Raw genomic sequence first — 25,449 nt, 5'->3', positions numbered from 1 at the left:
GCGGAAACGGCCAGTCTAGCGCCTCCGAGAGGCGCCGGGAGCGCTCAACGATGCTCGAACTTCGCCGGCCGCTTCTCGACGAAGGCGGCCATGCCTTCCTTCTGGTCGGCGCTGGCGAACAGCGAATGGAAGACCCGGCGCTCGAAGCGGATACCCTCGGCCAGGCTGGTCTCGAAGGCGCGATTGACGCTCTCCTTGAGCAGCAGGGTCGCCGGCAGCGAGCGACTGGCGATGCCGCGGGCGGCTTCCAGGGTGCGCTCCAGCAATTCGTCGGCGGGAAACACCTGGGCGACCAAGCCGGCGCGCTCGGCTTCGGCGGCGGGCAGCTGGCGTCCGGTCAGGCACAGTTCCATGGCCTTGGCCTTGCCCAGGGCGCGGGTCAGACGCTGGGTACCGCCGATGCCGGGAATGACGCCCAGGGTGATCTCCGGCAGGCCGAAGCGCGCGGTGTCGGCGGCATAGATGAAGTCGCACAGCAACGCCAGTTCGCAGCCACCACCCAGGGCGTAGCCGGCCACAGCGGCGATCAGCGGCTTGCGCCGCTCGGCGATGCGGTCGGCGACGCGGAAATAGTCGTCCAGGTAGATCTGCGGATAGCCCTGCCCGGCCATTTCCTTGATGTCGGCGCCGGCGGCGAAGGCCTTGGCCGAGCCGGTGAGCACCACGCAACCGACCTCGGGATCGGCGTCCAGGCGCGCCAGCATGGCATCCAGCTCGTGGAGCAGCTGGGCATTGAGGGCGTTGAGCGCCTTGGGGCGGTTGAGGGTGATGAGGGCGACGCGCGCCTCGATCTCCAGCAGCAGGGTCGATTCGGCAGAGGGTTCGCTCATGGTCTTGTCCTTGTCTAGTCGTTGAGTTCCAGCGCCATGGCCGTGGCCTCGCCGCCGCCGATGCAGATGGCGGCCACGCCCCGGCGCAGACCGCGCTGGCGCAGCGCCTGGATCAGGGTCACCAGGATCCGCGCGCCGGAGGCGCCGATGGGATGGCCCAGGGCACAGGCGCCACCGTGCACGTTCAGGCGCTCCGGGTCCAGCCCCAGGGCATCCTGGGCGGCCAGTGCCACCACGGCGAAGGCTTCGTTGATCTCGAACAGGTCGACGTCGTTCAGCTGCCAGTCGATGCGCGCGAGCAGGGTGCGGATGGCGCCGATGGGCGCGGTGGGAAAGTCGCCCGGCGCGCCGGCATGGGCGGCATGGCCACGGATCGTCGCCAGCGGCGTCAGGCCTTCGCGCGCCGCCGTGCTGGCGCGCATCAGCAGCAATGCCGCGGCGCCATCCGAGATGGAGCTGGCGTTGGCCGCGGTGACGGTACCGCCTTCGCGAAAAGCCGGCTTGAGGGTGGGAATGCGTGCCGGATCGGCGCGGCGCGGTTGTTCATCGGTGTCGATGCTCAGGGTTTCCTTGCGCCCCGCCACCTCCACCGCGACGATCTCGGCGACGAAGGCGCCGCTGGCCTGCGCCTGGCGCGCCCGGGCGAGGGACTGCTGGGCATAGGCATCCTGGCGCTCGCGGCCGATACCCAGGCGCGCCGCGCAATCCTCGGCGAAGGTGCCCATCAGACGCCCGGGCTCATAGGCGTCTTCCAGGCCGTCGAGAAACATGCTGTCGATCAGGGCGCCGTGGCCGAGGCGGTAGCCGCTGCGGGCCTTTTCCAGCAGATAGGGCGCGCGACTCATGCTTTCCATGCCGCCCGCCACCACCACCTCGGCACTGCCGGCGCGCAGCAGGTCATGGCCGAGGATGGCCGCCTGCATGCCCGAACCGCACATCTTGTTCAGGGTGGTGCAGCGTGTGCTCTGGTCCAGGCCGGCGCCAAGGGCCGCCTGGCGGGCCGGTGCCTGGCCGAGGCCGGCTGGCAGCACGCAGCCCATGAGCACCTCGTCGACCCGCTCCGGCGACCAACCGCCCCGCTCCAGCACGGTGCGGATCACGGCGCTGCCCAGCTGTGGCGCCGACAGCGCCGCCAGTTCGCCGCCCAGGGCGCCCATGGGGGTGCGAGCGGCGGCGACGATAACAATGGGATCGTTCATGACAACTCTCCTAGCGCGGGGCCATGCGCAGCGCACCGTCGAGACGGATCACCTCGCCGTTGAGCATGGGATTCTCGATGATGTGGCGGACCAGGGCGGCGAATTCCTCGCCGCGACCGAGGCGCGGCGGAAAGGGCACGTTGGCGGCCAGGGCCTCGCGCACCTCGGGGGTCATGCCGGCCATCATGGGCGTCTCGAAGACGCCCGGCGCTATGGTCATGACCCGGATGCCCTGCCCGGCCAGTTCGCGCGCCGCCGGCAGGGTGAGCGCGGCGACGCCCCCCTTGGAGGCGGCATAGGCGGCCTGGCCGATCTGGCCGTCGAAGGCGGCGATGGAGGCGGTGTTGATGATCACGCCGCGTTCGCCGCCGGCATCGGCCTCGCCCTGGGCCATGGCCGCGGCGGCCAGGCGCAGCACATTGAAGCTGCCCACCAGGTTGACGTTGATGATGCGCGCGAAGGCGGCGAGATCGTGGGGGCCGTTGCGCCCGAGGATGCGTGCGCCGCCAACGATGCCGGCGCAGTTGATTGCCCCCTGCAGACCGCCCCAGCGGGCCAGGACGGTATCCATGGTAGCGCTCAGGGCCTCGGCATCGGTCACGTCCACGGCGAGCGCCAGGGCCCGGTCGCCGAGGCGTTCGGCCTGGGCCTGCACGGCGTCGGCCTGCAGATCCAGCAGTGCCACCCGGGCGCCTGCCGCGATCAGCGCCGCGGCGGTGGCGGCGCCAAGGCCGGATCCGGCGCCGGTTACCAGAAAGGTGTGCTCGTCGATGCGCATGGGCGGGCTCTCCAGGATGATGGACTCATCTTCGATCCTCGACAGAGGTCGGACAAGGGCCGGATCGCTCAGCCGCACTGAGCGATCCGGCCCCCTGCTTACCAGGGCAGGGCCTGGCCTTGGTAGTCGAGAAAGGCACAGCCGCGCTGGCCGGCCCGTGCCTCGATCGTCGCTACCAGACCGGCAACGCTAGCGGCCACCTCGACCGGCGCGCCTACCCCGCCCAAGGCGGTACGCACCCAACCTGGGTGCAGCGCAAGCACGGCGAAGGCCGGTTGCTGCCCGGCGACCCAGCTTTGCAGCAGGCTATTGAGCGCCGCCTTGCTGGCGCCATAGAGCGGCATGTCGGCGGCCCGTGCCAGGCTGACGCTGCCCATCTGCGAACTCAAGCAGGCCGCCACTCCCGCCGCAGCCATCCGCGGCGCCAGGGCCTCCAGCAGCCGCAGCGGCGCCACGGCATTGGTCAGGAACAGCTCGCCCAGCTCCGCGGGGGTCGCCCGCTGCCCCTCCACCTCGTGCGGCCCCATGATGCCGGCATTGACGATCAGCCGATCCAGCGACTCATCGCGGCTTTCGCTCAGTAGTCGCGTGCCCAGCTCGGGATCGCAGAGATCGCCGGTCACCACCCGCAGCCGTCCCGCGGTGGTCGCCGCCAGGGCGTCCAGCGCCGCATTCGGTGTTCGTACCAGCGCCAGCACCTGGTCGCCACGACCCAGGTAGCGCTCGACCAGCCCCAGTCCTATGCCCCGCGAGGCGCCTATCACCCAGACCTTCATCGCCTTCTCCTCAGTCCACCGCTGTGATGCGCAGATGCCGCTTCTTGCCCAGACTTACCCGTCGACCGACGTCGCCCGCCGTGAGCCGCACATCGGGATCGGATACGGGCAGTTCGTCCAGGCGAAGGCCACCGCCTTCCGCCAGTCGGCGGACCGCACTGCGCGACGGCTGCACACCGGTCTGCACTAGCAGCTCGACCAGGCTGACACCCCCATCGAGCTGCCGGCGACTCAGAGCGAGCGTCGGCAAGCGACCACCGCCGTCCCGGTCGGCGAAGACCTCGGCGGCCGCCGCCTCGGCCGCACGCTGGGCCTGCTCGCCGTGGGCCAGGCGGGTCGCCTCGTTGGCCAGCACGGTCTTGGCCAGATTGATCTCCGCGCCGCCCAAGGCCGCCAGCCGCCGTACCTCGTCCAGCGGCAGCTCGGTAAACAGCGCCAGGAAACGCTCGACGTCGGCATCGTCGCAGTTGCGCCAGAATTGCCAGAAGTCGAAGGCCGACAGCCGCTCCTCGTTGAGCCAGACCGCGCCCTGGGCCGACTTGCCCATCTTGCGGCCGTCACGGGTGGCCAGCAACGGCATGGTCAGGCCATGGAGCTGAGGGCCACCCTGCCGGCGTGACAGCTCCACGCCATTGATGATGTTGGCCCACTGGTCCGCGCCGCCCAGTTGCAGGGTGCAGCCATAGCGCCGCGACAACTCGACGAAGTCGTAGGCCTGCAGCAGGGTGTAGCCGAATTCCTCGAAGGACAGCGAGTGCTCGCGATCAAGGCGATTCCTAATGGCATCGAAGGTCAGCAGTCGATTGATGGAAAAGTGCCGACCCACGGCGCCGAGGAAATTCAGATAGCCGAGGCCGTCGAGCCATTCGGCGTTGTCCACCACCTGGGCGCGACCGTGGCCATCGCCGACCTCCAGGTAGCGGTGGAAGGCCTTGGCGATACCGGCCATGTTCAGGGCGATCTGGCCGTCGGTGAGCACCGGACGGCTGCTGTCGCGAAAGCTGGGATCGCCGATGCGGGTGGTGGCGCCGCCGATCAGCAGCAGGATGGGATGGCCGGCGCGCTGCAGCCAGCGCATCAGCATCAGGCCCTGCAGATGGCCGACGTGGAGACTGTCGGCGGTGGCGTCGAAGCCGAGATAGCCGGTCACCGGGCCGCTGGCAAAGGCGCGGGCGAGGCCGTCACGGTCAGTGGTCTGATGGACGAAGCCGCGGGCTTCGAGGGTGGCGAGCAGGTCTTGCGTGGTGCTGTCCATGGGGTCTCCTGTGGCTGGACGGTGCCTGGGAGACCGGGAGAAGTTGCCTTGACCGAGCCGCCCTGGGCGGTTCGGTCATGCAGCGCAGTACCTACCACCCGATATTGGTCAGGTAGGAGTAATAGGCGCTGATGGGGCAAAGGAAGGTTCGCATGGGGCGCCACGCTACCCACTCGCCCGCCGCTTGGCAACTGCGAACCGCTCGCACTGCCGCTTCGACCAGATGTCGCACCTCCTCTGCCGGCGGCTGAACGAACGGCGACAGTGGCGTTCCGAGTCCTGTCCTTTGCCAGCAGTATCGAGACGCAGAGATGAACCTACCCGCTCCACCCCCCGAGATCCCCAGCACCGGCATGACAGTCCCAGGCGTACCTGGACAAGGAACAGCCCTTGCGTGAGAGGATCTCCCCGATGAAAAGCATTACCCCGGCCAACCTGCTTTTGCTGCTGCTCTGCCTCACGGTGCTGGCCTACGCCACCGATCTGATCGGCTAGCCGGCATCGGCCTGGCGGTTGGCTCTGCGGCCTGACGGTTGCTCTCCGCCGTCTCTTGGCCTAGCGTTCAGGCCCTGTCCGTAAGAGAACTACCGCGCCATGCCCAGCCAACCCTCCAGCACCGTCGAAAGCATCGAGCTGCTGACGTCCCTGGATTCCGTCGCGGCGCTCCTGCGCGTGGTCTGCGACATCAGCGGCCTCGGGGTCGCCACCGTGGCCGAGGTCACCGAGCAGCGCTGGATCGCCTGCGCGGTGGAGGATCGCATCGCCTTCGGCCTGCAACCCGGCGCCGAACTGGATCTCGAATCTACCCTGTGCAATCACGTGCGCTCCTCCCACGACGCCGTGATCATCAGCGATGTGACCCAGAACCCTACTTACTGCGACCATCCGGCGCCCGGCCTCTATGGCTGGAAGAGCTATCTGTCGGTCCCGGTGTTCCGGCCCAATGGCACCTTCTTCGGCACGCTGTGCGCCTTCGATCCCCAGCCCGCACCGCGGCTGGAACAGCGCCCGGTGATCGACACCCTGGACGGCTTCGCCCGTCTGCTGGGGGAATTGCTCGCCCGGGAAGAACAGCGTCGCGAGGCGAGCCCCGGCGCGCGTGGCGACCTCGATCTCACACCGCTGCGCGAGCAACTGCTGGTGCTGCTGGAAGAAGACCTGCAGCGTCCGCTCCAGGCGCTGGCCGCGCAGGACCTGCCCACGAGCGCCGCACAAGCCGAGCCCTGGCAGGCCGAGGCCCGGCGCCTGGCCGAACGCAGCGCTGCGGCCGCCGATTTCGTCCGTGTGCGTCTCGGCCACGGCCTGCCGCTGAAACTGACCTTGGTGGAGGGCGTCAACGAGCGTCTGACCAACCTGCTCGCCACGCTGCAGGCCCGTTTTCCCGACCAGACCCTAGGCAGCGAGCTGCCGGAGTTACCCGCCGCGGTGCGCCTCGACCTGCCGCGCCTGCTGCAGGCCATGGGCGCGCTGCTGGAGTGGGTCGCGTCCCGCAATCCTGCCGGCGGCACCCTGCTGCTGCGCGGCGAGCTCGACGAACGCTGCTATCGCCTCGCCGTGGAAAGCCGCACCGCCGTGGTGGATCCCGGCAGCCTCAGCCAGGTGTTCCAGCCGGCGCTGACCGAGGCCACGCCTGAACAGCCCGCCCGCCTGGAGTTGAGCCTCTACCTCGCCCAGGAAGTCGCCCGCGGCCATGGCGGCAGCCTGGTCGCGCGCCAGGAAAACGGCCGTCTGCGCTTCATCCTCACCCTACCCACTGCCCTGGACTGATGCCCTTGCCCTTCCCCGCTCCCTTGCTGGTGATCCGTCACGGCGAAACCGACTGGAATGCCAGCGGCCGCCTGCAGGGTCGCCAGGACATACCGCTCAACGCCCGTGGCCGGGCCCAGGCCGAGGCCGTGGGCCTGGCCCTGCGCGAGCGCCTCGACGTCTCTCGCTTCACCTGCCTGAGCAGTCCGCTGCAACGCGCCAGCGAAACCCTCGATCTGATCCTGGCGCAGCTGCCCGGTGCGCCACTCAGCCTGGGCCGCGATGCGCGTCTGGCGGAAAAGGCCTTTGGCGACTGGGAAGGCCTGGACATGCCGACCATCGCCCAGCGCTATCCCGAGCAGCACGCCCAGCGCATGGCCGAGCCCTATACCTTTAGGGTGCCCGGTGGCGAAAGCTATGCCGATGCCGCCGAACGGGTGCGCCCCCTGCTGGAGGAACTCCAGGGTCCCACCCTGCTGGTGGCCCATGGCGCCCTGATCCGCAGCCTGCTGGTGGCCATCGGCCTGGCCAGCCCGGAGGTGGCGACCCGGATGGTCATCCACCAGGGCCGCTGGCTGGAGCTGGATGCGGCCGGTTATGCGTGGTACAGCGCCCCCGGCTGGGACGCCTAGCCTTAACTCAGCCGGCGGGCGAACTGGCTGACCGCGCCCACCACCTGGCGGGCGCCCTCCTGGATCTCGGTGATGCGCACCCCGGCGTTGCTGGCGAGGTGCAGCCCCTGCTCCGCCTGCTGGCGACTGGCGGCCATGTTGCTGACCGCCGTCTGCGCCAGTTGCTGGTTCTGCTGCACCACGCCGACGATCTCCTCGGTGGCCTTGCTGGTGCGCCCGGCCAGTTGCCGGACCTCGTCCGCCACCACCGCGAAGCCGCGCCCCTGCTCGCCGGCCCGGGCGGCTTCGATGGCGGCGTTGAGCGCCAGCAGATTGGTCTGCTCGGCGATGCCGCTGATGGTCTTGACGATGGCGCTGATCACCAGCGACTGCTTGCCGAGGTCCTCGATGCCATTGGCGGCGACCTGGATCTCGTCGGCGATGCGGGTCATCACCGCGACCGTGTCCTGCACCACCGCCGCGCCCTGGCGGGCGCTTTCGTCGGTGGTCTGGGAGATGTCGAAGGCGACCCGCGCGGCCTCGGCCACCGCCAGTTCCTGTTCCACCTGATCGGTGATGACGGTGGCGAACTTGATGACCTTGTACAGCTCGCCACGGGTGTTGAGTACCGGGTTGTATGAGGCTTCCAGCCAGACGGTACGGCCATGGCTGTCGATGCGCTTGAAGCGGCTGGCCACGTAGTCGCCGCGATTGAGCCGTTCCCAGAAGGCGCGATAGTCGGCCGATTCGGCCTCTTCACGGGTGCAGAACATCCGGTGGTGCTTGCCGACGATCTGCGCCAGCGAATAGCCCATGCCCTGCAGGAAGCGCTCATTGGCGGTCAGCACCTCGCCGGCCAGGTTGAATTCGATCACCGCGGTGGATCTCAGCAGCGCATTGATGATGCCCGAGTGTTCCGTGGAGGTCTCCACCTGCTCGGTACGGTCATAGGCATAGCAGCGGATCTGCTTGACCTGGCCCTGGCTATCGCGCACTGGCGTCCAGATCGCATAGAGCCAGGCGACGCCGCCCGTTCCGCGCAGCAGCCGATAGATGCCACTGGCCTGGCGGCCTTCGCTGAAGCTGCGTTTCAGGTCGCCGTAGCAGACCAGCTTCTTCACGTAGTCCGGAATGATGTCGTCCAGATTGCGCCCGGTCAGACTGCCGGGGGCGTAGCCTAGGCAGAGCGCGAAGTTCTCGTTGAAATCCTCGATCCGGCCCTGGGCGTCCAGCAGCAGATGCAGCGAATCCTGATGGAAGGCCGCGCTCACCTGGCGGTGCTCGGACAGTTCGGCTTCGAGATCGGCGATGCGACGTTTGAGTGCGGCGTTGAACATGGGATCACCCAGGAAAGTTGTGTCTTTCTCTGGTTCGACGCGCCGCGGGATTTCTTGACCGGGTGCTGATGAACGCCTGGCTCCCGAGCCGGCAACAACAGCGCCGATCGCGCGCCCGGCCTGACATTGGAGGGAAAACCCGAGCGGCTCTAGCCTGCCGCTGCCGCTTCGATGATGACGTCCGGCGGGGCCGGACCAGAGTGCCGGCGATCCGTTACCCGACCGCTCAGCGAAGCGACAGGCGGTAGGTCAGATCGCCGCGACCAAGGGCTCCGGCAGGGTCTGGCGTGGCTGGCCTTCCAGGCGCCGCGCCAGGGCGCCGAGGTCGATCAGGGTCGCCTGGCGACTGTTGCCCGGAGCCCCTACCCCTACCCAGCTCTGCGCCCGCTGCGCCGGCACCGCGCCGCCCTCCCCGGGCAGTTGCCAGCTGCGCGTCAGGGCATCGGCGCGCAATTCGGTAAAGGCCTCGATGGCTTCCACCCGCTGCACCACGAAGCCCAGGCGCTGGCGCTGCCCCTCCACCACGATCACCTGATCGCCGGGGCCGGGCGCGACCGCCACCGCGCCGGCGAGGGTGCGCAGGCACACCAGGGTGATCTGCTGGCCGCGGACCTCCATCACCCCCAGCAGCCGCGGATCCCGCTGACCGAGGCGCAGGAAGTGCGCCGGCAGCGGCAGGACCTCGGCCACCTGCTCCAGCGGTACGGCGAACAGCAGTTCGGCGAGAAAGGTCAGGCACGGCTGACGTCGCACCTGGCGGCGCTCTTCGCGCAACAGGTCGCGATCGGTGCGATAGATCCGCGCATAGGCGACCGCCGCCTCCTGGCACCCCAGGGCCAGGTGATCGATCACGATCGCCGCCTCGCCATCAGCGGCGCTGAATACCCCACGCAACAGCCCCGGCTGCTCCAGGCCAAAGCCCAGCAGTGGCGCGCATTGCGCCGGATCCCGGCGCCACATGCCGAGCAGCCGCTGGAAGCCGAAGGCGACCCGATACTGACCCTGGTCGCCCGCCGCCAGCACCAGCAGCTGCTCATGGTGACCGTTCGCCGGCGTGGCCAGGCCGAGCAGCTCGGACAGCTCCAGCACCGGCAGGGCCTGGCCCCGCAGCTGCACCTGGTGGCGACAGCTGTCGCTGGCGAATTCGCTGGGGGTCAGTTGCGGTCGATCCACCAGCTCCTGCACCACCGCCGCGTCCAGGCACAGGCGGCGCCCGTCGCACTCGAACAGCAGATAGAGGCGCTCCCCTTCCTTGCCGCGGGCAACCTGCTGCCGCGTCGACGGCACGTCGGCACTGACCTCGAAGCCCGGCAAGGCGGCCAGGGCGTCCAGGTCCAGCAGGTGCACCAGCCGACCGCTGTCCGGGCGCAGGTACACCCGCCCCAGCAGGCGTCCAGGCGCCCCATGCAACCGTACGATGACGTCATCCGCCAGACCGAGGAGATCCACCACGCCATCGATGGCCAGGCCGAAGCGTCCACCGCCCTGGCGGATCACGGCGATCCGCCGCTCGCCCTCGCCCGCCGGCAGCCCCAGCAGGCGATGACCGTCCACCAGCGGCAGCGGCTGGCCGCCCAGCTCGAAGAGGCCGAGCAGCCAGGGCACCGGACTCGGATGAGGGGCCAGGCGCTCCGGCCAGGGCACCACGCGTTCCAGGGCCTGGGCGGACAGGGCGACTTCCAGTTCGCCGATCCGCACGACGCCCTGGATCGCGGTCACGATCGCGCTCCCCCGGTCACCGGCGTGAGCGTGGTGGCCGCGTCCAGCTCCTGGATCAGTTGATTGACCCGCGCCGCATCCTCGAGCTGGGCCGCGGTGGAGCCGTTGATGGCCTCGATGGACTGCTGGGTCTTGCCCACCCCTTCGGCGATCAGGCCAAAGGCCTCGCCCACGCTGCGCGAGATCTCGCTGCCCTGGGCGATGCTCTTGACCGACTCCAGGATCAGCTTGTTGATCTCCTTGGTCGCCTGGGACGACTTCTCGGCCAGCTTGCGCACCTCGTCGGCCACCACCGAGAAGCCCAGTCCGTGTTCGCCGGCGCGGGCCGCCTCGATGGCGGCGTTGAAGGCCAGCATGTTGGTCTGGTTGGCGATGTCGCTGATCACCTGAACGATGTCCTGGATGCCCCCGGCGGTGGTGCCTATGGCCTCCATGGCGTCCAGCGAGCGGCCCAGGGTCAGGGAGCCGCGCTCGGCTTCCTCCAGGGTGCGTCGAGCCATGCGGTTGGCGTCGTCGGTGGTCTCGGCGATCTGGTTGATGGAGCGGGTCAGGGCATGCAGCGAGAGATTCATCTGCTCGATCTTCTGCCGCAGGTGCTGCTCCAGCTCCACCTGGCGCGTGATATCGGTGGCGAACTTCACCACCTTGTGCACCTGACCGTCGGCGTCGAAGATGGGGTTGTAGGTGGCCTGGATCCAGATGCGCTGGCCGAACTTGCTCAGCCGCATGAAGCGTCCGCCAAACACCTCGCCCTGGGCCAGCCGCGCCCAGAACTCGCGGTATTCGCCGGAGGCGACGTGTTCCGCCTCGCAGAAGATGCGGTGATGCTGCCCGCGGATCTCTTCCAGGCGATAACCCAGGGTCGCCAGGAAGTTGCGGTTGGCTTCGAGGATCTTGCCGGTCAGGTCGAATTCGATCACCGCCTGGCCGCGGTCGACGGCCGCCACCTTGCCCGCATAGTCGCTGTTGCGAATCTGGCTCTCGGTGATGTCCACGGCGAACTTCACCACCTTGCACGGCTTGCCGTCGGCGTCGAAGATCGGGTTGTAGGTGGCCTGGATCCAGATCTCCTCGCCCCGGCTGTTGCGTCTCTTGTACACCCCGGCGTCGAATTCGCCCCGCGCCAATTTATCCCAGAACAGCCGGTACTCCGCGGAACGGGCATAGTCGTCGGGACAGAAGATGCGGTGATGCTTGCCCACCACTTCATCGGCCTGGTAACCCAGGGCCAGCAGGAAGTTGCGGTTGGCGGTGATTACCGTGCCGTCGAGGGAGAATTCGGCGATGGCCTGGGAGCGGTCGATGGCCGCCACCTTGCCTTCGTAGTCGCTGTTGCGCAGCTGACTCTCGGTGACGTCGCTGGCGAACTTGACCACCTTGTAGGGCTTGCCCTCGGCATCGAGGATGGGGTTGTAGGTGGCCTGGATCCACACCTGGCGGCCGTCGCTGGCGCGTCTCTTGTACAGCCCGGTATCGAAGTCGCCGCGGCCGAGCTTCTCCCAGAACAGCCGATAGCCCGGCGAGCGGGCGTGCTCGGGTTCGCAGAAGATCCGGTGATGCTTGCCGCGCACCTCGTCCAGGCTGTAACCCATGGCCGACAGGAAATTCTCGTTGGCGGTCAGGATATTGCCGTGCAGATCGAATTCGATCACCGCCTGGGCACGATCGATGGCGGCCATCTTGCCTTCGAACTCCGCGGCCTGCAGTTGCGCATCGGTGACATCGGTGGCGAACTTCACCACCTTGTAGGGCCGACCGTCGCTGTCGAGGATGGGGTTGTAGGTGGCCTGGATCCAGATCGGCCGGCCATCGCGGCGGATGCGCTTGTAGACGCCGGTATCGAAAACGCCCTGCCCCAGGCGATTCCACAGCAGGGCGTATTCCGCCGAACGCGCATAGTCGGCCGGGCACATCAGGCTGTGATGACGCCCGCGCAGCTCGTCCAGCGCATAGCCGGTCATGCCAAGGAAATTGTCGTTGGCCCAGAGCACGTTGCCCTGCAGATCGAATTCGATCACCGCCTGGGAACGATGGATGGCCTCGATCTTGCCCTCGTACTCGACCGCCTGCAGGCGCGCCTCGGTAATGTCGGTGGCGAACTTGATGATGCGCTGCGGGCGCCCTTGCGCATCCAGCAACGGATTGTAGGTGGCGCGGATCCACTTCAGGCTGCCGTCCTTGTGCCTGCGGCGATAGACGCCGCTATGGAATTCGCCGCGCCCCAGCGTTGCCCAGAAGTCCTGATAGTCGTCGCTTTCCGCTACCCCGGGCGGGCAGAACAGCCGGTGATGCCGCCCACTGATCTCCTCGAGACGATAGCCGAAGGTCTCCAGGAAGTTGTCGTTGGCGTGCAGCACATTGCCCTGCAGATCGAATTCGATCACCGCCAGGGAGCGGTCCAGCGCCTGGCGCAGCACGTGATAGGCAGAGGCATCGTCAACAGCGGCGAATTCGGCAGTGGCGGAGGACATGGGACAGCTCCAGGAAAGGACTCGGCGATCAGGTTATCGGCAATCGCGATAACAGTTTTAATACCGCCTATCCTAGAGATGTTTTGCACTAGCGGATCGCCAGTAGTCGTCCGATGAACGACCTTAAGTTTTCCATCTAGGTTCAGACCACCAGCTTGGTGCCTATGACCAGCAGCATGACCGCCAGGCAGGGCCGCAGGACAGCGTCCGGTACCCGTCCGGAGAGATGACTGCCCAGGAAGATGCCCGGCAGCGAACCCAGCAACAGAAAGCCCAGGACATGCCAGTCTAGATTGCCCAGGCCGGCGTGTCCCAGCCCTGCCACCAGTGTCAGGGGGACCGCATGGGCGATCTCGGTGCCGACCAGACGCCGCGTCGCCATCAGCGGATAGAGCAGAAAGAGCGCCACCGTACCCAGGGCACCCGCGCCGATGGAGGTCAGGGTCACCATGAAGCCCAGTACCGCGCCGGTCAGGACCGTCAGGGCATTGAGCCGCCCAGCGCTCAGGTGGAATCTGTCGCCGGCATGGCGGCTGGCAAAGACGAAAATCTGCTTTTTGAACAGGATGGCCAGGGCCGTCAGCAGCAACACGATGCCGAGGGCATGCTTGATCAGTGTATTGGTCGCCTGCTGATCACCGGGTAGCAGGGCCAGGGCGAGCAGCGTCAGGGCCGCCGCGGGCACGCTGCCGGCGGCCAGCCAACCGGTCACCTTCCAGTCGATGTTGCTATTGCGCTGGTGGACGAAGACGCCGCCCGCCTTGGTGATGGCGGCATAGAGCAGATCGGTCCCCACCGCTGCGGCCGGATTGATCCCGAACCAGAGCAGGATGGGCGTCATCAGCGAGCCACCGCCCACCCCTGTCATGCCGACGATGAAGCCAACCACCAGCCCCGCGACCACGAAGCCCATCGACCCTACTTCCATTACAGCCCCAATTGCCGTTGTCGGCTCATCTTGCGGCCGCACAGGATAACCACTCAGGTTATGCCGACCTATATGAAAAGAGTCTTTGCTTATAACCGAAAACGCTAAACCAGGGGATCATCGGTCCTGGTGGGCATTCAGATAGGCCGCCACCTCGTCGTCGCCATAGCCGGCGCGCCGCGCATGGGTTTCGATGGCGGCGCGACAGGCAGGGTCGGTGATGGTCGCTGGCAGGGTGGACCCGCACGGCGTCAGGGCCGCCTGGGCCAGGAAGCTCGCGAGATCCTGCTTGTGTTCGTCGGCGACGGGATGGGTACCCGTGGTGGGTGCATGGGCCGCTACCGGCGGCGTGGTGGTGGCCACCACGGCCGGCTCGCTGCCGGTCGAGTCGCTGCGATGGGTAGTGGCCACCGCGGCGATCACCAGCAGGCCGAAACCTGCGGTCAGCACCAGCAACTTGCGCGTCGAATTCCCGCTCATGATCTGTTCTTCCCTCTATAAAGCTGACATCTCGGACCTGAAAACGACATGAGCTGCCGAAAGTCCGACTTTTGACCAATCAAGTCAGACAATATTTTTCCCACCTGTGTTCAGTCGAAGCTCCCCCATGCCACACTCCGAAGCGTCAGGAGATAGGAGCGGCTCATGCAGCAGAAGGATTTCATCGGGCCCCGCCTGCGCCAGCTCAGTGCGGATCTCTCGCTCGCCGATCGGCTGGCGGAGAGCGCCCAGGTCGATCTCAACGCCGATCTCAAGCGCCGGGTTCGCGAAGACCTGGAACAGGCGCTGCGCGAAGTGGGTCAGCTCAGCGAAGAACAGACGCTCTGGCTGAACTGGGCGAACAGCTAGCCTTGATGCGACCGGTGTCGTCGCGCTGTAACGCGCGGTTGCTATCTGTAGCGGCATCTACCTTCTGGAGCCCAGCATGAAAGCGGAATACGAAATCAGTGATGACATCGCCCAGTTCGTGGGCGGCGCCTTGATCAGCCTGGTCCTGATCAGTGGCGGAGCCCTCGGCGGCGCCTTCTTCCTGCTGACCTCAACACTCAACTGACCGTTGGTCGCCACCTCCCGCCTGACCCGCCCCGGGGCGCGGCCGTCCTTGACCGGCCGCGTGGCCAGCGGCGCCGCCGCCACTCGTCCGGGCTCTCCAGGCATCTTGCATTACCCGCCCAGCGCATTATCTTGAAGGTGCCAATAACAATTAGTGCATACGGCAAGAGGTCGGATCATGCGAACCCAATTGACCCGCTCGATCACCCTGTTCGACAGCGCCATCGATCAGTCCGCCACGGCAGGCTCGCCGCCGCCCGTGTGCCACAGGCGCACAGCGCAACGCTGGACCCGGGCCCTGCTGTTCGGCACCTCGCTGGCCTTCGCCCTCTGCGCGCCGCTGCTGCGGCATCTGCACTGAGGTCCGGCGCCGGCGCTAGCGATCCTCTGGCCGCCCGCTAAATCGCGGGCACAAAAAAACCGGCACTGGGCCGGTCTTTTGCTGTGCATCTTGATTGGTGCGGACGGAGAGACTCGAACTCTCACACCTTGCGGCGCCAGAACCTAAATCTGGTGTGTCTACCAATTCCACCACGTCCGCGAGACGCTTGAAACACGAACGCCAGACACAAGGTCTGGCGTTCGCTAAATATGGGGTGGACGATGGGAATCGAACCCACGACACCAGGAGCCACAATCCTGTGCTCTACCAACTGAGCTACGCCCACCATATCTTACCTGCTTGCCGTCGCCGAACCGCCAATGGCGCGCCCGGCAGGACTCGAACCTGCGACCATCCGCTTAGAAGGCGGATGCTCTATCCAGCTGAGCTACGGGCGCCTGTTACGGCAGCTGCCCTAGCAGAGACTTCCTTGGTGAGAAGCCTCTTGCCTGGCCCTTGTCAGTGACTTGGGCTGTGCTCGGCAAGCGGGGCGAATGTTATAAAGCTCGCGCAGGTCCGTCAACTAATTTTTTAAAAATTTTTAAGCAGAAGAATGAGTTAGCCGCCGCAGAGGCTTCTCTGTTGCGAGCGGGCCCGTCCATGCGAAAATAGCCGACCCTTTTCCGTCACCACCAGAAATCGCCCATGACCGCCCAACTGATCGACGGCAAGTCCATTGCCGCCCGCCTGCGCCAGGATATTGCCCAGCGAGTCTCTCAACGTCGTAGCGCCGGACTGCGCGCCCCTGGCCTCGCCGTCATCCTGGTCGGCGACGATCCCGCCTCGCGCGTCTATGTGGCGCACAAGCGCAAGGACTGCGAAGAGGTCGGTTTCGACTCCTATGCCCATGACCTGCCGGCCACTACCAGCCAGGCCGAGCTGGAAGCCCTGATCGATCGTCTGAATGACGACACCGGCGTCGACGGCATCCTGCTGCAACTGCCCCTCCCCGCCCACCTGGACGCCACCGGGTTGCTGGAGCGCATCCGCACCGACAAGGACGTGGACGGCTTCCACCCCTACAATTTGGGCCGGCTGGCGCAGCGCAATCCCCAGCTGCGTCCCTGCACGCCCAAGGGCATCATGACCCTGCTGCACAGCACCGGCGTCGACCTCTATGGTCTGGATGCGGTGGTCGTCGGCGCCTCCAATATCGTCGGCCGCCCCATGGCGCTGGAATTGCTGCTGGCCGGCTGCACCACCACCGTGACCCACAGGTTCACCCGCTCCCTCGAGCACCATGTCAGCCAGGCCGACTTGGTGGTGGTCGCCGTGGGCAAGCCCGGACTGGTCAAGGGTGAATGGATCAAGCCCGGCGCCATCGTCATCGACGTCGGCATCAATCGTCAGGCCGATGGCCGCCTGGTCGGCGACGTCGAATACGAAAGCGCCTGCGAACGCGCCAGCTGGATCACCCCGGTCCCGGGTGGCGTCGGCCCCATGACGCGGGCCTGCCTGCTGGAGAACACGCTGTACGCGGCCGAGCAGCTGCACAGCTAGCAAAACGGGCCCCGCGGGGCCCGTTCTTCATTCGGCCAACCCTCAGGGCAGCCAGGACTTCACGCGATCCGGATGGGCAGCGATCCAGGCCTTGGCCGCTTCTTCCGGCTTCTTGCCTTCTTCCACGGCCAGCATCACCTCGTTCACCTCACCCGGCTGCCAGGCGAATTTCTTCAGGAAATCCCAGACCGGCTTGGCCTTGGCTTCGAGGGCCGGGTTGGCCACGGTGTCCACATGCTCGGAGCCACCGAACACGCCCTTGGGATCTTCGAGGAACTTGAGCTTCCACTTGGCGAACATCCAGTGCGGTACCCAGCCCGTCACCACGACCGGCTTCTGGTCCTTTTCCGCCCGGGTCAGCTCGGCGATCATGCCGCTGCCCGAACTGGCCACCAGCTTGTAGTCCAGGCCGTAATCCTTGATCGCCTGGTCGGCCTTGAGCATGACCCCGGCACCGGCGTCGATACCGACGATCCGGCCGCCGAAGTCGGCCTTCTGCGCCTGCAGATCGGCGATGCTGTTGGCCTTGACGTACTCCGGCACGATCAGACCGATCTTGGCATCGGGGGTATTGACGTTCAGATCGACCACCTGGTCCTTCATCTTCTCGTAGTAGGCGCCGTGAGTGACCGGCAACCAGGCGGAGAGCATGGCGTCGAGCTTGCCGCGCGCGACCCCCTGCCACATGATGCCGGCGGCGACCGGCATGAGCTTGACCTCATAGCCCAGATTCTGGCGGATCACTTCAGCTGCGGTATGGGTCGTGGCCACGCTATCGGCCCAGCCATCGACATAGCCGATGGTGATTTCCGGCTTGGCCGCCTGGGCCAGGCTCATGGCCGAGGTCAGCGCAACACCGAGTCCTATTCCCAACAGTTTCTTCACCATGCTCATGCAGCAGTCCTCTCGCTATGGAAGTCGGGCGGTTGCCCCACCCCCATCATTCGGGCAATGCAAGATGGCCACTACCGCCTGGACGACGCATAACGACCGGTTAGCGACAAGAGCTGCACTTTTCGCGACATCCGATGTCGCTTGACGCAGCCCGTCGACCGCTCTGTAATCGACGCCTCGCAGAAACCTTCGCTCGCCGATGCAACCTATCGGCGAGTCGTTGTCTTACCTACGCTCTCAAGCCCTCTGAAAGGACTCTGTCCATGCGTCTTCCGTTGCGCGTCGCCGCCCTGCTGGGCGCGCTGTTTTCCGGCCTCTGGGGTACCGCGCACGCGGCCGCCGAAGTGGATGCCGCCACCTATGGCTATCCACTGGTCAATCCTTTCGAAGCCACCATCGTCACCACGCCGGAAAAATTCCGCCCCGAGCTGCCGCCCGAAAGCACCATCGACCAGGATGACTACAGTCTCAACCTGCGTCCGGAGCGGGAATACCAGCTGCCCGGCAACTTCTGGCCGGTGAAGAAATTCCACTACCGCCTCGCCCGCCAGGACCATCCGGCGCCGCTGATCTTCCTGATCGCCGGCACCGGGGCCAACTATTCCTCCAGCACCCAGGAATACCTCAAGCGGCTGTATTACGCGGCCGGCTACCACGTGGTGCAGCTGTCCTCGCCCACCAGCTGGGACTTCATGGTGTCGGTGTCGCGTACGGCCACCCCGGGCTACACCCCGCACGATGCCGAGGACCTCTATCGGGCCATGCAGGCGGTGCGCGCCCAGCATCCCAAGCTGCCGGTCACCGACTACTACCTGACCGGCTACAGCCTGGGTGGCCTGGACGCCGCCTTCGTGTCCTACCTGGACGAGAGCCAGCGCAGCTTCAACTTCAAGAAGGTGCTGATGGTCAATCCGCCGGTCAATCTGCTGACCTCGGTACGCAACCTGGATCGCCTGGTGCAGACCGAGGTGAAGGGCGTCACCAACAACCGCACCTTCTACGAGCTGATCCTGTCCAAGCTGACCCGCTACTTCCAGGAAAAGGGCTACGTCGACTTCAACGACGCCGTGGTGCGCGACTTCCAGCGCTCGCCGGAGCGGCTGAGCAACGAAGAACTGGCCATGCTGATCGGCTCGTCCTTCCGCTTCTCGGCAGCCGACATCGCCTTTACCTCCGACCTGATCAACCGCCGCGGCCTGATCACCCCGCCGACCTACCCGATCAGCGAGGGCACCAGCCTGACGCGCTTCTTCGCCCGTTCGCTGCAGTGCGATTTCGACTGCTACATGACCGAGCAGGTGATGCCGTTCTGGCAGAAGAACTTCAAGGGGCAGAACCTCGACGATCTGGCGCGCAAGTCCAGCCTCACCGCGCTGGAGGACTATCTGAAGAGCAGCCCGAAGATCGGCGTCATGCACAATGCCGACGACATCATCCTCGGCCCGGGCGACCTCGGTTTCCTGCGCAAGACCTTTGGCGATCGCTTGACCGTCTATCCCCACGGCGGCCATTGCGGCAATCTCAACTACCGCGTCAACGCGAACGCCATGCTGGAGTTCTTCGCCCGTGGTTAAGTCCCTTCTCGCTCTTCTCCTGATGGCCAGTGCCTCGGTATTCGCTGCCGAATCGAGCCCGCCGCCCTCCTCCTCCCTGACCATCGGCTCGGACACCATGCCGGCCGCGCCCGTGGGCGCCGACGGCTTCAGCAATCCGCTGTCGACCCTCAAGTACAACCCGGGGCTGGACCAGCGCGAATTCGAACGGGCGTCACTGGTGGCGCTGGACGTCTACGACCCCTTCGAATCCTGGAACCGCCACGTCTACCACTTCAACTATCGGCTGGACGAGTGGGTCCTGCTGCCGGTGGTCAATGGCTATCGCTATATCACCCCGCGCTTCGTCCGCTCGGGCGTGAGCAACTTCTTCAGCAACCTGGGCGACGTCAACAACCTGCTCAACAGCCTGCTGCAGTTCAAGGGCCGCCGCGCCCTGGACACCACCGGCCGGCTGCTGCTCAACACCACCGTGGGGGTGTTCGGCCTGTGGGATCCGGCGACCCGCGTCGGGCTGATCAAGCAGCCGGAAGACTTCGGCCAGACCCTGGGCTTCTATGGCGTGGGTGACGGTCCCTTCCTGATGCTGCCGATCCTCGGCCCGTCCAACCTGCGCGACACCGGTGGCCTGGCGGTGGACTTCGCCGCCGAGGCGCAGATCAACTTCCTCAACGTCAGCGACGAGAGCAGTCGTCATCCGGAGATCATGGTGCTGCGCGGCATCAACCTCAGGTACGTGACCGACATGAGATACGGCCAGCTCAACTCGCCCTTCGAGTACGAGAAGATCCGCTACTTCTACACCAAGGCGCGGGAACTGCAGATCGCCGAATAAGGCCTAGGCGCCGGCGAGAAAGGCCCGCAGCTCCGGTAGGCGGGCCTGGGCATCGGCCCGTCCCAGCGCCATGAGTTCCTGGCAATAGGCCGCCTCGAACAGCAGATAGCTGAGCAGTGCACTGCCCGAAGGCCGGTTCACCCCGACGCCGCGCAGCAACTGCCGCAAGGCCGGCGGCAGGCGCTTGCGATGGTGGGTGGCGATATCCGCCAGCGGCTGGCTGGGCGAGATCACCAGCATCTCCACGGGACGGCAGAACCGTCCGCTGACCGGATCCCCCGCCGGCAGCGCACTGCTCAGCAGATTGAGACGCCGCAGGGTTTCGGTGTCGCTGTCCAGGGCATCGACGAAGGTGCTGTTGAGCAGGTGGCCGCCGATCTGCGCCACCGTCGGCGGCCGACCCTGCAGGCCGTGCTCGTGCCCCCCGGGCGCGCCGAGCCCTATGACCAGGATGCGATCCGCCCCCAGATGCAGCGCCGGACTGATGGGCGCCGTCTGCCGCACCGACCCATCGCCCAGGTATTCACGCCCCACCTTCACCGGCGGAAAGAACAGCGGAATGGCCGTGCTGGCGAGCAGGTGGTCAACCGCCAGCCGAGCCGGAACTCCGACGCGCCGGTGGCGAAACCAGGGATCCAGGGCGCCATGACTCTGGTAGAAGGTCATCGCCTGGCCCGAGGCGTAACCGAACGCCGTGACTGCCACGGCGCGCAGGGCGCGCTGGCGCAAGGCGGCGGTGATGCCGGAGAAATCCAGCTCGCGGCTGAGCAGGGCTCGCAGCGGGGCGTTGTCGAGCAGGGCCAGGGGTTCCTGGCGCCAGGCGCCGAACAGCGTCTGCAGCCCGAAGCGCGCAGCCTGGCGGGTCGCCCCGGCCCAGTCGCTGCGATAGATCATCGCCGTGTCCAGCCCTGCCCAGACCGCCGCCAGGCGATCCACCGCGCGGCCGAAATCCAGGGCGCCACAGCCCAGCACGGCGGCGTTCAGCGCCCCCGCCGAGGTACCGACGAGAATCGGAAAGGGATTGTCGGAACGGACCGCCAGGGTGTCCGCCACCACCTGCAGCACCCCGACCTGATAGGCGGCCCGCGCGCCACCGCCGGCCAGTATCAGCCCCGTGCGCCCTTCGCCGCCCAGACTCATCTAGCGTTTCTTCTTCGGATAGAGCTTGGGCTCACCGGCCGGGCGGGTCTTGAAGCGCCGGTGGGCCCAGAGGTACTGCTCGGGCAACTGGCTGACGCAGTGCTCCACCCACTGGTTGATGCGCAGGCAGTCGGCTTCCTCGCTGTCGCCAGGGAAGTCGGCCAGCGGCGGATGGACCACCAGGCGATAACCCGAACCATCCGCCAGGCGTTCCTGGGTGAAGGGCAGCACCCTGGCCCGCCCCAGACGGGCGAACTTGGTGGTGGCCGTCACCGTCGCCGCCTGGATGCCGAACAGCGGCACGAAGAGGCTCTGCTTGGCGCCGTAGTCCTGATCCGGCGCGTACCAGATGGCACGACCGGCGCGCAGCACCTTGAGCATGGCGCGCACGTCCTCGCGCTCGATGGCGGTGGCGTCCAGGTTGTGGCGCTCGCGACCACGGCGCTGGATGAAGTCGAACACCGGATTCTTGTGCTGGCGGTACATGCCATCGATGGTGTGCCGCTGACCGAGCAGCGCCGCACCGATTTCCAGGGTGGTGAAATGCAGCGCCATGAGGATCACGCCCTGCCCGTCGCGCTGGGCGGCCTGCAGGTGCTCGAGGCCTTCGATGTGGGCCAGCCGGGCCAGGCGCTGCCGCGGCCACCACCAGCTCATGGCCATCTCCAGCAGGGCCATGGCGCTGCTGGCGAAGTTGCGCCTGAGCAACAGGTCACGCGCCTGTTCGTCGAGCTGGGGAAAGCAGAGTTCCAGATTGCGGCGGGCGATGGCTCGGCGCTGCCCGGCGACGTGATAGAAGATCCAGCCGAGTCCCCGGGCCAGACGCAGCAGCACGGCGTAGGGCAGTTGCACCAGCAGCCAGAGCAGACCGAGCCCTAGCCAGAGCGGCCAATAACGTGGATTGAGAAAGGCGAGGCGGAAAGACGGCCGCTCCATCGGAACTCCTGCATGAAAAAGTCGCGCCATTCTACAGGCCTCGCGCAGATTTCCCGTAGCCTTCACAGTCACGGCCCCCCGCACCCGGTGAGGGTTGCGACACGCGGGGCATCCCGCTATAAGTCCCGCCATCCAAGCACAAGTACCCACCATGACCGCAGCCGATCCTTCCGAAAGCGACTCCGTCTTCCAGCTCAAGGGCAACATGCTCGCCGTGACCGTGCTGGAGCTTCTCCGCAACGACCTGGGGCGCCTGGACCGGCAACTGGCCCAGAAGGTCGCCCAGGCCCCCAACTTCTTCCAGGAAACGCCGCTGGTGCTGGGCCTGGACAAGCTTGCCGAGGATGCCGGCCCGCTCGACCTGGGCGCCCTCCTCGATCTCTGCCGCCGCCACGGTCTGCGCACCCTGGCCCTGCGTGCCAGCCGCAGCGGGGACCTGGCCGCCGCCAACGACTACGACCTGCCGATCCTGCCGCCCAGCTCCGGTGGCCGCGAGCGCCAGGTCGAGCCGCGCGATCGCGAACCGGTGAAGCCGGCGGAACCGCCCAAACCGGTCGTACCGCCCGCCCCGCCGATCAATCCGACCAAGATCATCACCGCACCGGTGCGCGGCGGCGTGCAGCTCTATGCCCCGGCCGGTGATCTGGTGGTGCTGGCACCGGTCAGCCCGGGCGCCGAACTGCTCGCCGACGGCAACATCCATGTCTATGGACCCATGCGCGGCCGCGCGCTGGCCGGCGTCAAAGGTGATACTAAAGCGCGGATTTTCTGCCAGCAGCTGACCGCGGAACTGCTTTCCATCGCCGGCCAGTACAAGGTCGCCGAAGACCTGCGACGCCATCCACAATGGGGCAATCCGGTGCAGGTCAGCCTGGTGGGAGATGTGTTGAACATCACCCGTCTTTAACGGATACTTCCGCGAATTTTTCGCACTTGGCGCCTAAGCCGCCAACGGCAACACGAAGCGCGACACTGCCTGCAATCTCGTCACCGAGGGCACCGAGTCGCTTCAGTTATTACTTTCGATCAAGGTGAATCAGTTTGGCCAAAGTACTCGTAGTCACCTCCGGCAAGGGCGGCGTCGGCAAGACCACCAGCAGCGCCGCCATCGGTACCGGTCTCGCCCTGCGCGGCCACAAGACCGTCATCGTCGACTTCGACGTCGGCCTGCGTAACCTCGACCTGATCATGGGCTGCGAGCGCCGCGTGGTGTACGACTTCGTCAACGTGATCAACAACGAAGCCACCCTGAGCCAGGCCCTGATCAAGGACAAGCGTCTCGAGAACCTGTTCGTGCTGGCCGCCAGCCAGACCCGTGACAAGGACGCCCTGACCCAGGATGGCGTCGAGCGTGTGATCAATGAACTCAAGCAGACCTTCGATTTCATCGTCTGCGATTCCCCCGCCGGCATCGAGAAGGGCGCCCACCTGGCGATGTACTTCGCAGACGAGGCCATCGTGGTGACCAACCCCGAAGTCTCCTCGGTCCGCGACTCCGACCGCATGCTCGGCCTGCTGGCCAGCAAGTCGCGGCGCGCGGAAAAGGGCGAGGAAGCCATCAAGGAACACCTGCTGCTGACCCGCTACAACCCCGAGCGCGTGACCAAGGGCGAAATGCTCGGCGTCGAGGACGTGGAAGAGATCCTGTCCATTCGCCTGCTGGGCGTGATCCCCGAATCCCAGGCGGTGCTCAAGGCGTCGAACCAGGGTATTCCGGTGATTCTCGACGAACAGAGCGACGCCGGTCAGGCCTACAGTGATACCGTGGAGCGACTGCTCGGCAAGGAAGTGGCCTATCGCTTCCTCGACGTGAAGAAGAAAGGCTTCCTGCAACGTCTGTTCGGGGGTGGTGGCGAATGAGCATCTTCGACTTCTTTCGCGATCGGAAGAAGCAGAACAGCGCTTCGATAGCCAAGGAGCGGCTGCAGATCATCGTGGCCCACGAACGCGGGCGCCACGAGCAGCCGGACTATCTGCCGCAACTGCAGAAGGACCTGCTGGAAGTGATCCGCAAGTACGTGCCCATCGAGCAGGACCAGATCCAGGTCGAACTGGAAAACCAGGGCAGCTGCTCGATCCTCGAACTCAACATCACCCTGCCCGACCGCTAAGGCGCGTCTTGCAGGACAGCGGCGGCCCCAGGGCCGCCGTTGGCGTTTAAGCCATGTCGAATCCGCTGCGCCCGTCAGGCGCGGGCCGGCTTCGCAAGCAGGCCCCCAGGAAGCCCATGCCCCTCTCCAACATCCGCATCATTCACCAAGACGACGCCCTGCTGGTGGTCGACAAGCCCACCCTGCTGCTGTCGGTCCCCGGTCGCGCCGAAGACAACCGTGACTGCCTGGTGACCCGCCTGCAGGAAAACGGCTATCCGGAGGCCCGCATCGTCCACCGCCTGGACTGGGAGACCTCCGGGGTCATCGTGCTGGCGCGGGATGCCGACAGCCACCGCGAGCTGTCCCGGCAATTCCATGACCGGGAAACGGAAAAGGCCTATAGCGCCCTCTGCTGGGGCGAGCCGGAGGCCAACAGCGGTCGCATCGAATTGCCGCTGCGCTACGACCCGCCGACCAAGCCGCGCCACGTGGTGGATCACGAACTGGGGCGCCATGCCCTGACCTTCTGGCAGGTGCTGGAGCGTCACGGTCACTACAGCCGGGTGGAACTCACCCCCATCACCGGCCGTTCCCACCAGTTGCGCGTCCATATGCTGAGCATCGGTCATCCGCTGCTGGGCGATCAGCTCTATGCCCAGGGCGAGGCGCTGGCGCTCCGGCCCCGCCTCTGCCTCCACGCCAGCCTGCTGACGCTGACCCATCCCGTCTCGGGCGAGCGGATGAGCTTTACCAGTCCCGCGCCTTTCTGATCCTTCGCTGGCCTACTGAGGCACTCGACCGGAGGAACGCCGCTTGTCGCACTGGACGTCCTACTACACCGCCACCGCCGCAGGCGGTCCGCGTGAGACCTTGCTGCAGGCGCTCTCGTCCTGGTCGAGTCCGCCAGGCTTGGCGCTGGACCTGGGCTGTGGCACCGGTCGCGACACCCTGGTGCTGCTGGAGCAGGGCTGGCAGGTGCTGGCCCTGGATGCCGAGCCCGAGGCCCTGAGCGCGCTGCGCGAGCGCACGCCGGCCCTGCTGCAGGGGCGCCTGGAAACCCGCCAGGCCCGCTTCGAGACGGTCACCCTCCCCCGCTGCGACCTCCTCAATTCCAGCTTCGCCCTGCCCTTCTGTGAACCGGCCCATTCCCCCACGCTGTGGAACGGGATCACGGCGGCGGTCCGTCCGGGTGGTCTGTTCTGTGGCCAGCTCTTCGGCGAGCGGGACAGCTGGGCCAGCAAGGGCGTGACGGTAGTCGACGCCGCGGCCCTGCGGCGGTTTCTCCAGGACTGGGACGTCCTCCTGCACCGGGAAGAGGAAGAGGAAGGCCATACCGCGGTCGGGCGGCCCAAGCACTGGCACATCCACCACTTGGTGCTGCAACGCCGCTGAGCATGGCGGTGCCGCCGGACC

At 66.5% G+C, this 25,449-nt stretch carries 26 protein-coding genes and 3 tRNA genes; 13 read left to right on the top strand and 16 right to left on the bottom strand.

All coding sequences use genetic code 11. The annotated features are described in order from the left end of the window. Positions 1-44 precede the first annotated feature (44 nt). The 5 genes from DBY63_RS11605 to tyrS form a co-directional block, all read right to left on the bottom strand. On the bottom strand, positions 45-830 hold the full coding sequence (locus DBY63_RS11605) for an enoyl-CoA hydratase (protein ID WP_007162199.1): 786 nt from the start codon (positions 828-830) through the stop codon (positions 45-47). Between the two features lie 14 nt (positions 831-844). Beyond that, on the bottom strand, positions 845-2,029 hold the full coding sequence (locus DBY63_RS11600) for an acetyl-CoA C-acyltransferase (RefSeq protein WP_108581979.1): 1,185 nt from the start codon (positions 2,027-2,029) through the stop codon (positions 845-847). A gap of 10 nt (positions 2,030-2,039) precedes the next feature. Then, positions 2,040-2,807: an SDR family NAD(P)-dependent oxidoreductase gene (locus DBY63_RS11595; RefSeq protein ID WP_108581978.1), complete on the bottom strand. Its 768-nt coding sequence runs from the start codon at positions 2,805-2,807 to the stop codon at positions 2,040-2,042. A 98-nt stretch (positions 2,808-2,905) separates the two neighbouring features. Beyond that, positions 2,906-3,583, bottom strand: a complete 678-nt coding sequence (locus tag DBY63_RS11590; protein ID WP_108581977.1) for an SDR family NAD(P)-dependent oxidoreductase — start codon at positions 3,581-3,583, stop codon at positions 2,906-2,908. 10 nt (positions 3,584-3,593) lie between these two features. Then, entirely contained in the window at positions 3,594-4,838 is a 1,245-nt protein-coding gene (gene tyrS / locus DBY63_RS11585; protein ID WP_027601247.1) for a tyrosine--tRNA ligase, read from the bottom strand. Positions 4,839-5,432: 594 nt separating this feature from the next. Between tyrS and DBY63_RS11580 the strand changes: the two genes are divergently transcribed. Beyond that, positions 5,433-6,605: a GAF domain-containing protein gene (locus DBY63_RS11580; protein WP_108581976.1), complete on the top strand. Its 1,173-nt coding sequence runs from the start codon at positions 5,433-5,435 to the stop codon at positions 6,603-6,605. A gap of 5 nt (positions 6,606-6,610) precedes the next feature. Continuing rightward, positions 6,611-7,216: a histidine phosphatase family protein gene (locus tag DBY63_RS11575; protein ID WP_177411445.1), complete on the top strand. Its 606-nt coding sequence runs from the start codon at positions 6,611-6,613 to the stop codon at positions 7,214-7,216. Between the two features lie 2 nt (positions 7,217-7,218). Here DBY63_RS11575 and DBY63_RS11570 read toward each other — a convergent pair whose 3' ends face one another. The 5 genes from DBY63_RS11570 to DBY63_RS11550 all read right to left on the bottom strand — a co-directional run bounded on the left by DBY63_RS11570 (position 7,219) and on the right by DBY63_RS11550 (position 14,130). Beyond that, entirely contained in the window at positions 7,219-8,532 is a 1,314-nt protein-coding gene (locus tag DBY63_RS11570) for a PAS domain-containing methyl-accepting chemotaxis protein (RefSeq protein ID WP_108581974.1), read from the bottom strand. A gap of 249 nt (positions 8,533-8,781) precedes the next feature. Beyond that, positions 8,782-10,251 carry a chemotaxis protein CheW gene (locus DBY63_RS11565; protein WP_108581973.1) on the bottom strand — a complete coding sequence of 490 codons (1,470 nt, stop codon included), beginning with the start codon at positions 10,249-10,251 and terminating at the stop codon, positions 8,782-8,784. Then, a complete protein-coding gene (locus tag DBY63_RS11560; protein ID WP_058790831.1) occupies positions 10,248-12,722 on the bottom strand; it encodes a PAS domain S-box protein in 2,475 nt (824 codons plus the stop codon). The genes DBY63_RS11565 and DBY63_RS11560 overlap by 4 nt, the downstream gene beginning before the upstream one ends. Positions 12,723-12,864: 142 nt before the next feature. Next, the gene (locus DBY63_RS11555; protein WP_027597679.1) at positions 12,865-13,650 is read right to left on the bottom strand and encodes a sulfite exporter TauE/SafE family protein; all 786 of its coding nucleotides are present in this window, start codon (positions 13,648-13,650) and stop codon (positions 12,865-12,867) included. A 117-nt stretch (positions 13,651-13,767) separates the two neighbouring features. After that, on the bottom strand, positions 13,768-14,130 hold the full coding sequence (locus DBY63_RS11550; protein WP_108581972.1) for a hypothetical protein: 363 nt from the start codon (positions 14,128-14,130) through the stop codon (positions 13,768-13,770). A 165-nt stretch (positions 14,131-14,295) separates the two neighbouring features. Between DBY63_RS11550 and DBY63_RS11545 the strand changes: the two genes are divergently transcribed. From DBY63_RS11545 to DBY63_RS11540, 3 genes are all read left to right on the top strand, one after another. Beyond that, a complete protein-coding gene (locus tag DBY63_RS11545) occupies positions 14,296-14,499 on the top strand; it encodes a hypothetical protein (protein WP_007162186.1) in 204 nt (67 codons plus the stop codon). A 76-nt stretch (positions 14,500-14,575) separates the two neighbouring features. After that, the gene (locus DBY63_RS25235) at positions 14,576-14,704 is read left to right on the top strand and encodes a hypothetical protein (protein ID WP_007162185.1); all 129 of its coding nucleotides are present in this window, start codon (positions 14,576-14,578) and stop codon (positions 14,702-14,704) included. A gap of 177 nt (positions 14,705-14,881) precedes the next feature. Then, on the top strand, positions 14,882-15,064 hold the full coding sequence (locus tag DBY63_RS11540) for a hypothetical protein (RefSeq protein ID WP_007162184.1): 183 nt from the start codon (positions 14,882-14,884) through the stop codon (positions 15,062-15,064). 95 nt (positions 15,065-15,159) lie between these two features. Here the strand turns inward: DBY63_RS11540 and DBY63_RS11535 are convergent. The 3 genes from DBY63_RS11535 to DBY63_RS11525 all read right to left on the bottom strand — a co-directional run bounded on the left by DBY63_RS11535 (position 15,160) and on the right by DBY63_RS11525 (position 15,483). Beyond that, a tRNA-Leu gene (locus DBY63_RS11535) sits at positions 15,160-15,244 on the bottom strand. A gap of 51 nt (positions 15,245-15,295) precedes the next feature. Further along, positions 15,296-15,371 (bottom strand) — tRNA-His (locus DBY63_RS11530). Positions 15,372-15,406: 35 nt separating this feature from the next. Then, positions 15,407-15,483 (bottom strand) — tRNA-Arg (locus DBY63_RS11525). A gap of 247 nt (positions 15,484-15,730) precedes the next feature. On the opposite strand from DBY63_RS11525, the gene folD reads away from it, so the two are divergent. After that, on the top strand, positions 15,731-16,585 hold the full coding sequence (folD, locus tag DBY63_RS11520; RefSeq protein ID WP_007162183.1) for a bifunctional methylenetetrahydrofolate dehydrogenase/methenyltetrahydrofolate cyclohydrolase FolD: 855 nt from the start codon (positions 15,731-15,733) through the stop codon (positions 16,583-16,585). Between the two features lie 42 nt (positions 16,586-16,627). On the opposite strand, the gene DBY63_RS11515 is transcribed toward folD, so the two are convergent. Further along, positions 16,628-17,479, bottom strand: a complete 852-nt coding sequence (locus DBY63_RS11515; RefSeq protein ID WP_007162182.1) for a glycine betaine ABC transporter substrate-binding protein — start codon at positions 17,477-17,479, stop codon at positions 16,628-16,630. Positions 17,480-17,742: 263 nt separating this feature from the next. On the opposite strand from DBY63_RS11515, the gene DBY63_RS11510 reads away from it, so the two are divergent. Beyond that, entirely contained in the window at positions 17,743-19,053 is a 1,311-nt protein-coding gene (locus tag DBY63_RS11510) for an alpha/beta fold hydrolase (protein ID WP_027597678.1), read from the top strand. Positions 19,054-19,150: 97 nt separating this feature from the next. Beyond that, positions 19,151-19,867, top strand: a complete 717-nt coding sequence (locus tag DBY63_RS11505) for a VacJ family lipoprotein (protein ID WP_223855461.1) — start codon at positions 19,151-19,153, stop codon at positions 19,865-19,867. Between the two features lie 3 nt (positions 19,868-19,870). On the opposite strand, the gene DBY63_RS11500 is transcribed toward DBY63_RS11505, so the two are convergent. Further along, positions 19,871-21,007, bottom strand: a complete 1,137-nt coding sequence (locus DBY63_RS11500; protein ID WP_007162179.1) for a patatin-like phospholipase family protein — start codon at positions 21,005-21,007, stop codon at positions 19,871-19,873. Continuing rightward, entirely contained in the window at positions 21,008-21,943 is a 936-nt protein-coding gene (locus DBY63_RS11495) for a lipid A biosynthesis lauroyl acyltransferase (RefSeq protein ID WP_108581971.1), read from the bottom strand. It abuts the gene before it with no gap. 151 nt (positions 21,944-22,094) lie between these two features. Between DBY63_RS11495 and minC the strand changes: the two genes are divergently transcribed. The 5 genes from minC to DBY63_RS11470 all read left to right on the top strand — a co-directional run bounded on the left by minC (position 22,095) and on the right by DBY63_RS11470 (position 25,428). Next, entirely contained in the window at positions 22,095-22,850 is a 756-nt protein-coding gene (minC, locus tag DBY63_RS11490; protein WP_027597674.1) for a septum site-determining protein MinC, read from the top strand. A gap of 134 nt (positions 22,851-22,984) precedes the next feature. Then, the gene (gene minD / locus DBY63_RS11485; RefSeq protein ID WP_007162176.1) at positions 22,985-23,803 is read left to right on the top strand and encodes a septum site-determining protein MinD; all 819 of its coding nucleotides are present in this window, start codon (positions 22,985-22,987) and stop codon (positions 23,801-23,803) included. Next, entirely contained in the window at positions 23,800-24,054 is a 255-nt protein-coding gene (gene minE, locus DBY63_RS11480) for a cell division topological specificity factor MinE (RefSeq protein ID WP_007162175.1), read from the top strand. The genes minD and minE overlap by 4 nt, the downstream gene beginning before the upstream one ends. 116 nt (positions 24,055-24,170) lie before the next feature. Beyond that, entirely contained in the window at positions 24,171-24,806 is a 636-nt protein-coding gene (locus tag DBY63_RS11475) for an RluA family pseudouridine synthase (protein WP_007162174.1), read from the top strand. Between the two features lie 43 nt (positions 24,807-24,849). Further along, positions 24,850-25,428, top strand: a complete 579-nt coding sequence (locus DBY63_RS11470; protein WP_108581970.1) for a class I SAM-dependent methyltransferase — start codon at positions 24,850-24,852, stop codon at positions 25,426-25,428. Positions 25,429-25,449 lie beyond the last annotated feature (21 nt).

The sequence above is a fragment of the Pseudomonas sp. RIT411 genome, from assembly GCF_003057735.2.
Classification (GTDB): domain Bacteria; phylum Pseudomonadota; class Gammaproteobacteria; order Pseudomonadales; family Pseudomonadaceae; genus Chryseomonas; species Chryseomonas oryzihabitans.
Note: the sequence above shows the minus strand (reverse complement) of the source record. Positions and strands in the feature narration are given on the sequence as shown.

What these genes read in the sequence shown, in the direction of transcription:
- DBY63_RS11605 (WP_007162199.1), bottom strand. Translation starts at nt 830, where the DNA reads ATGAGCGAACCCTCTGCCGAATCGACCCTGCTGCTGGAGATCGAGGCG.
- DBY63_RS11600 (WP_108581979.1), bottom strand. Translation starts at nt 2,029, where the DNA reads ATGAACGATCCCATTGTTATCGTCGCCGCCGCTCGCACCCCCATGGGC.
- DBY63_RS11595 (WP_108581978.1), bottom strand. Translation starts at nt 2,807, where the DNA reads ATGCGCATCGACGAGCACACCTTTCTGGTAACCGGCGCCGGATCCGGC.
- DBY63_RS11590 (WP_108581977.1), bottom strand. Translation starts at nt 3,583, where the DNA reads ATGAAGGTCTGGGTGATAGGCGCCTCGCGGGGCATAGGACTGGGGCTG.
- tyrS (WP_027601247.1), bottom strand. Translation starts at nt 4,838, where the DNA reads ATGGACAGCACCACGCAAGACCTGCTCGCCACCCTCGAAGCCCGCGGC.
- DBY63_RS11580 (WP_108581976.1), top strand. Translation starts at nt 5,433, where the DNA reads ATGCCCAGCCAACCCTCCAGCACCGTCGAAAGCATCGAGCTGCTGACG.
- DBY63_RS11570 (WP_108581974.1), bottom strand. Translation starts at nt 8,532, where the DNA reads ATGTTCAACGCCGCACTCAAACGTCGCATCGCCGATCTCGAAGCCGAA.
- DBY63_RS11560 (WP_058790831.1), bottom strand. Translation starts at nt 12,722, where the DNA reads ATGTCCTCCGCCACTGCCGAATTCGCCGCTGTTGACGATGCCTCTGCC.
- DBY63_RS11555 (WP_027597679.1), bottom strand. Translation starts at nt 13,650, where the DNA reads ATGGAAGTAGGGTCGATGGGCTTCGTGGTCGCGGGGCTGGTGGTTGGC.
- DBY63_RS11550 (WP_108581972.1), bottom strand. Translation starts at nt 14,130, where the DNA reads ATGAGCGGGAATTCGACGCGCAAGTTGCTGGTGCTGACCGCAGGTTTC.
- DBY63_RS11545 (WP_007162186.1), top strand. Translation starts at nt 14,296, where the DNA reads ATGCAGCAGAAGGATTTCATCGGGCCCCGCCTGCGCCAGCTCAGTGCG.
- DBY63_RS25235 (WP_007162185.1), top strand. Translation starts at nt 14,576, where the DNA reads ATGAAAGCGGAATACGAAATCAGTGATGACATCGCCCAGTTCGTGGGC.
- DBY63_RS11540 (WP_007162184.1), top strand. Translation starts at nt 14,882, where the DNA reads ATGCGAACCCAATTGACCCGCTCGATCACCCTGTTCGACAGCGCCATC.
- folD (WP_007162183.1), top strand. Translation starts at nt 15,731, where the DNA reads ATGACCGCCCAACTGATCGACGGCAAGTCCATTGCCGCCCGCCTGCGC.
- DBY63_RS11515 (WP_007162182.1), bottom strand. Translation starts at nt 17,479, where the DNA reads ATGAGCATGGTGAAGAAACTGTTGGGAATAGGACTCGGTGTTGCGCTG.
- DBY63_RS11510 (WP_027597678.1), top strand. Translation starts at nt 17,743, where the DNA reads ATGCGTCTTCCGTTGCGCGTCGCCGCCCTGCTGGGCGCGCTGTTTTCC.
- DBY63_RS11505 (WP_223855461.1), top strand. Translation starts at nt 19,151, where the DNA reads ATGCCGGCCGCGCCCGTGGGCGCCGACGGCTTCAGCAATCCGCTGTCG.
- DBY63_RS11500 (WP_007162179.1), bottom strand. Translation starts at nt 21,007, where the DNA reads ATGAGTCTGGGCGGCGAAGGGCGCACGGGGCTGATACTGGCCGGCGGT.
- DBY63_RS11495 (WP_108581971.1), bottom strand. Translation starts at nt 21,943, where the DNA reads ATGGAGCGGCCGTCTTTCCGCCTCGCCTTTCTCAATCCACGTTATTGG.
- minC (WP_027597674.1), top strand. Translation starts at nt 22,095, where the DNA reads ATGACCGCAGCCGATCCTTCCGAAAGCGACTCCGTCTTCCAGCTCAAG.
- minE (WP_007162175.1), top strand. Translation starts at nt 23,800, where the DNA reads ATGAGCATCTTCGACTTCTTTCGCGATCGGAAGAAGCAGAACAGCGCT.
- DBY63_RS11475 (WP_007162174.1), top strand. Translation starts at nt 24,171, where the DNA reads ATGCCCCTCTCCAACATCCGCATCATTCACCAAGACGACGCCCTGCTG.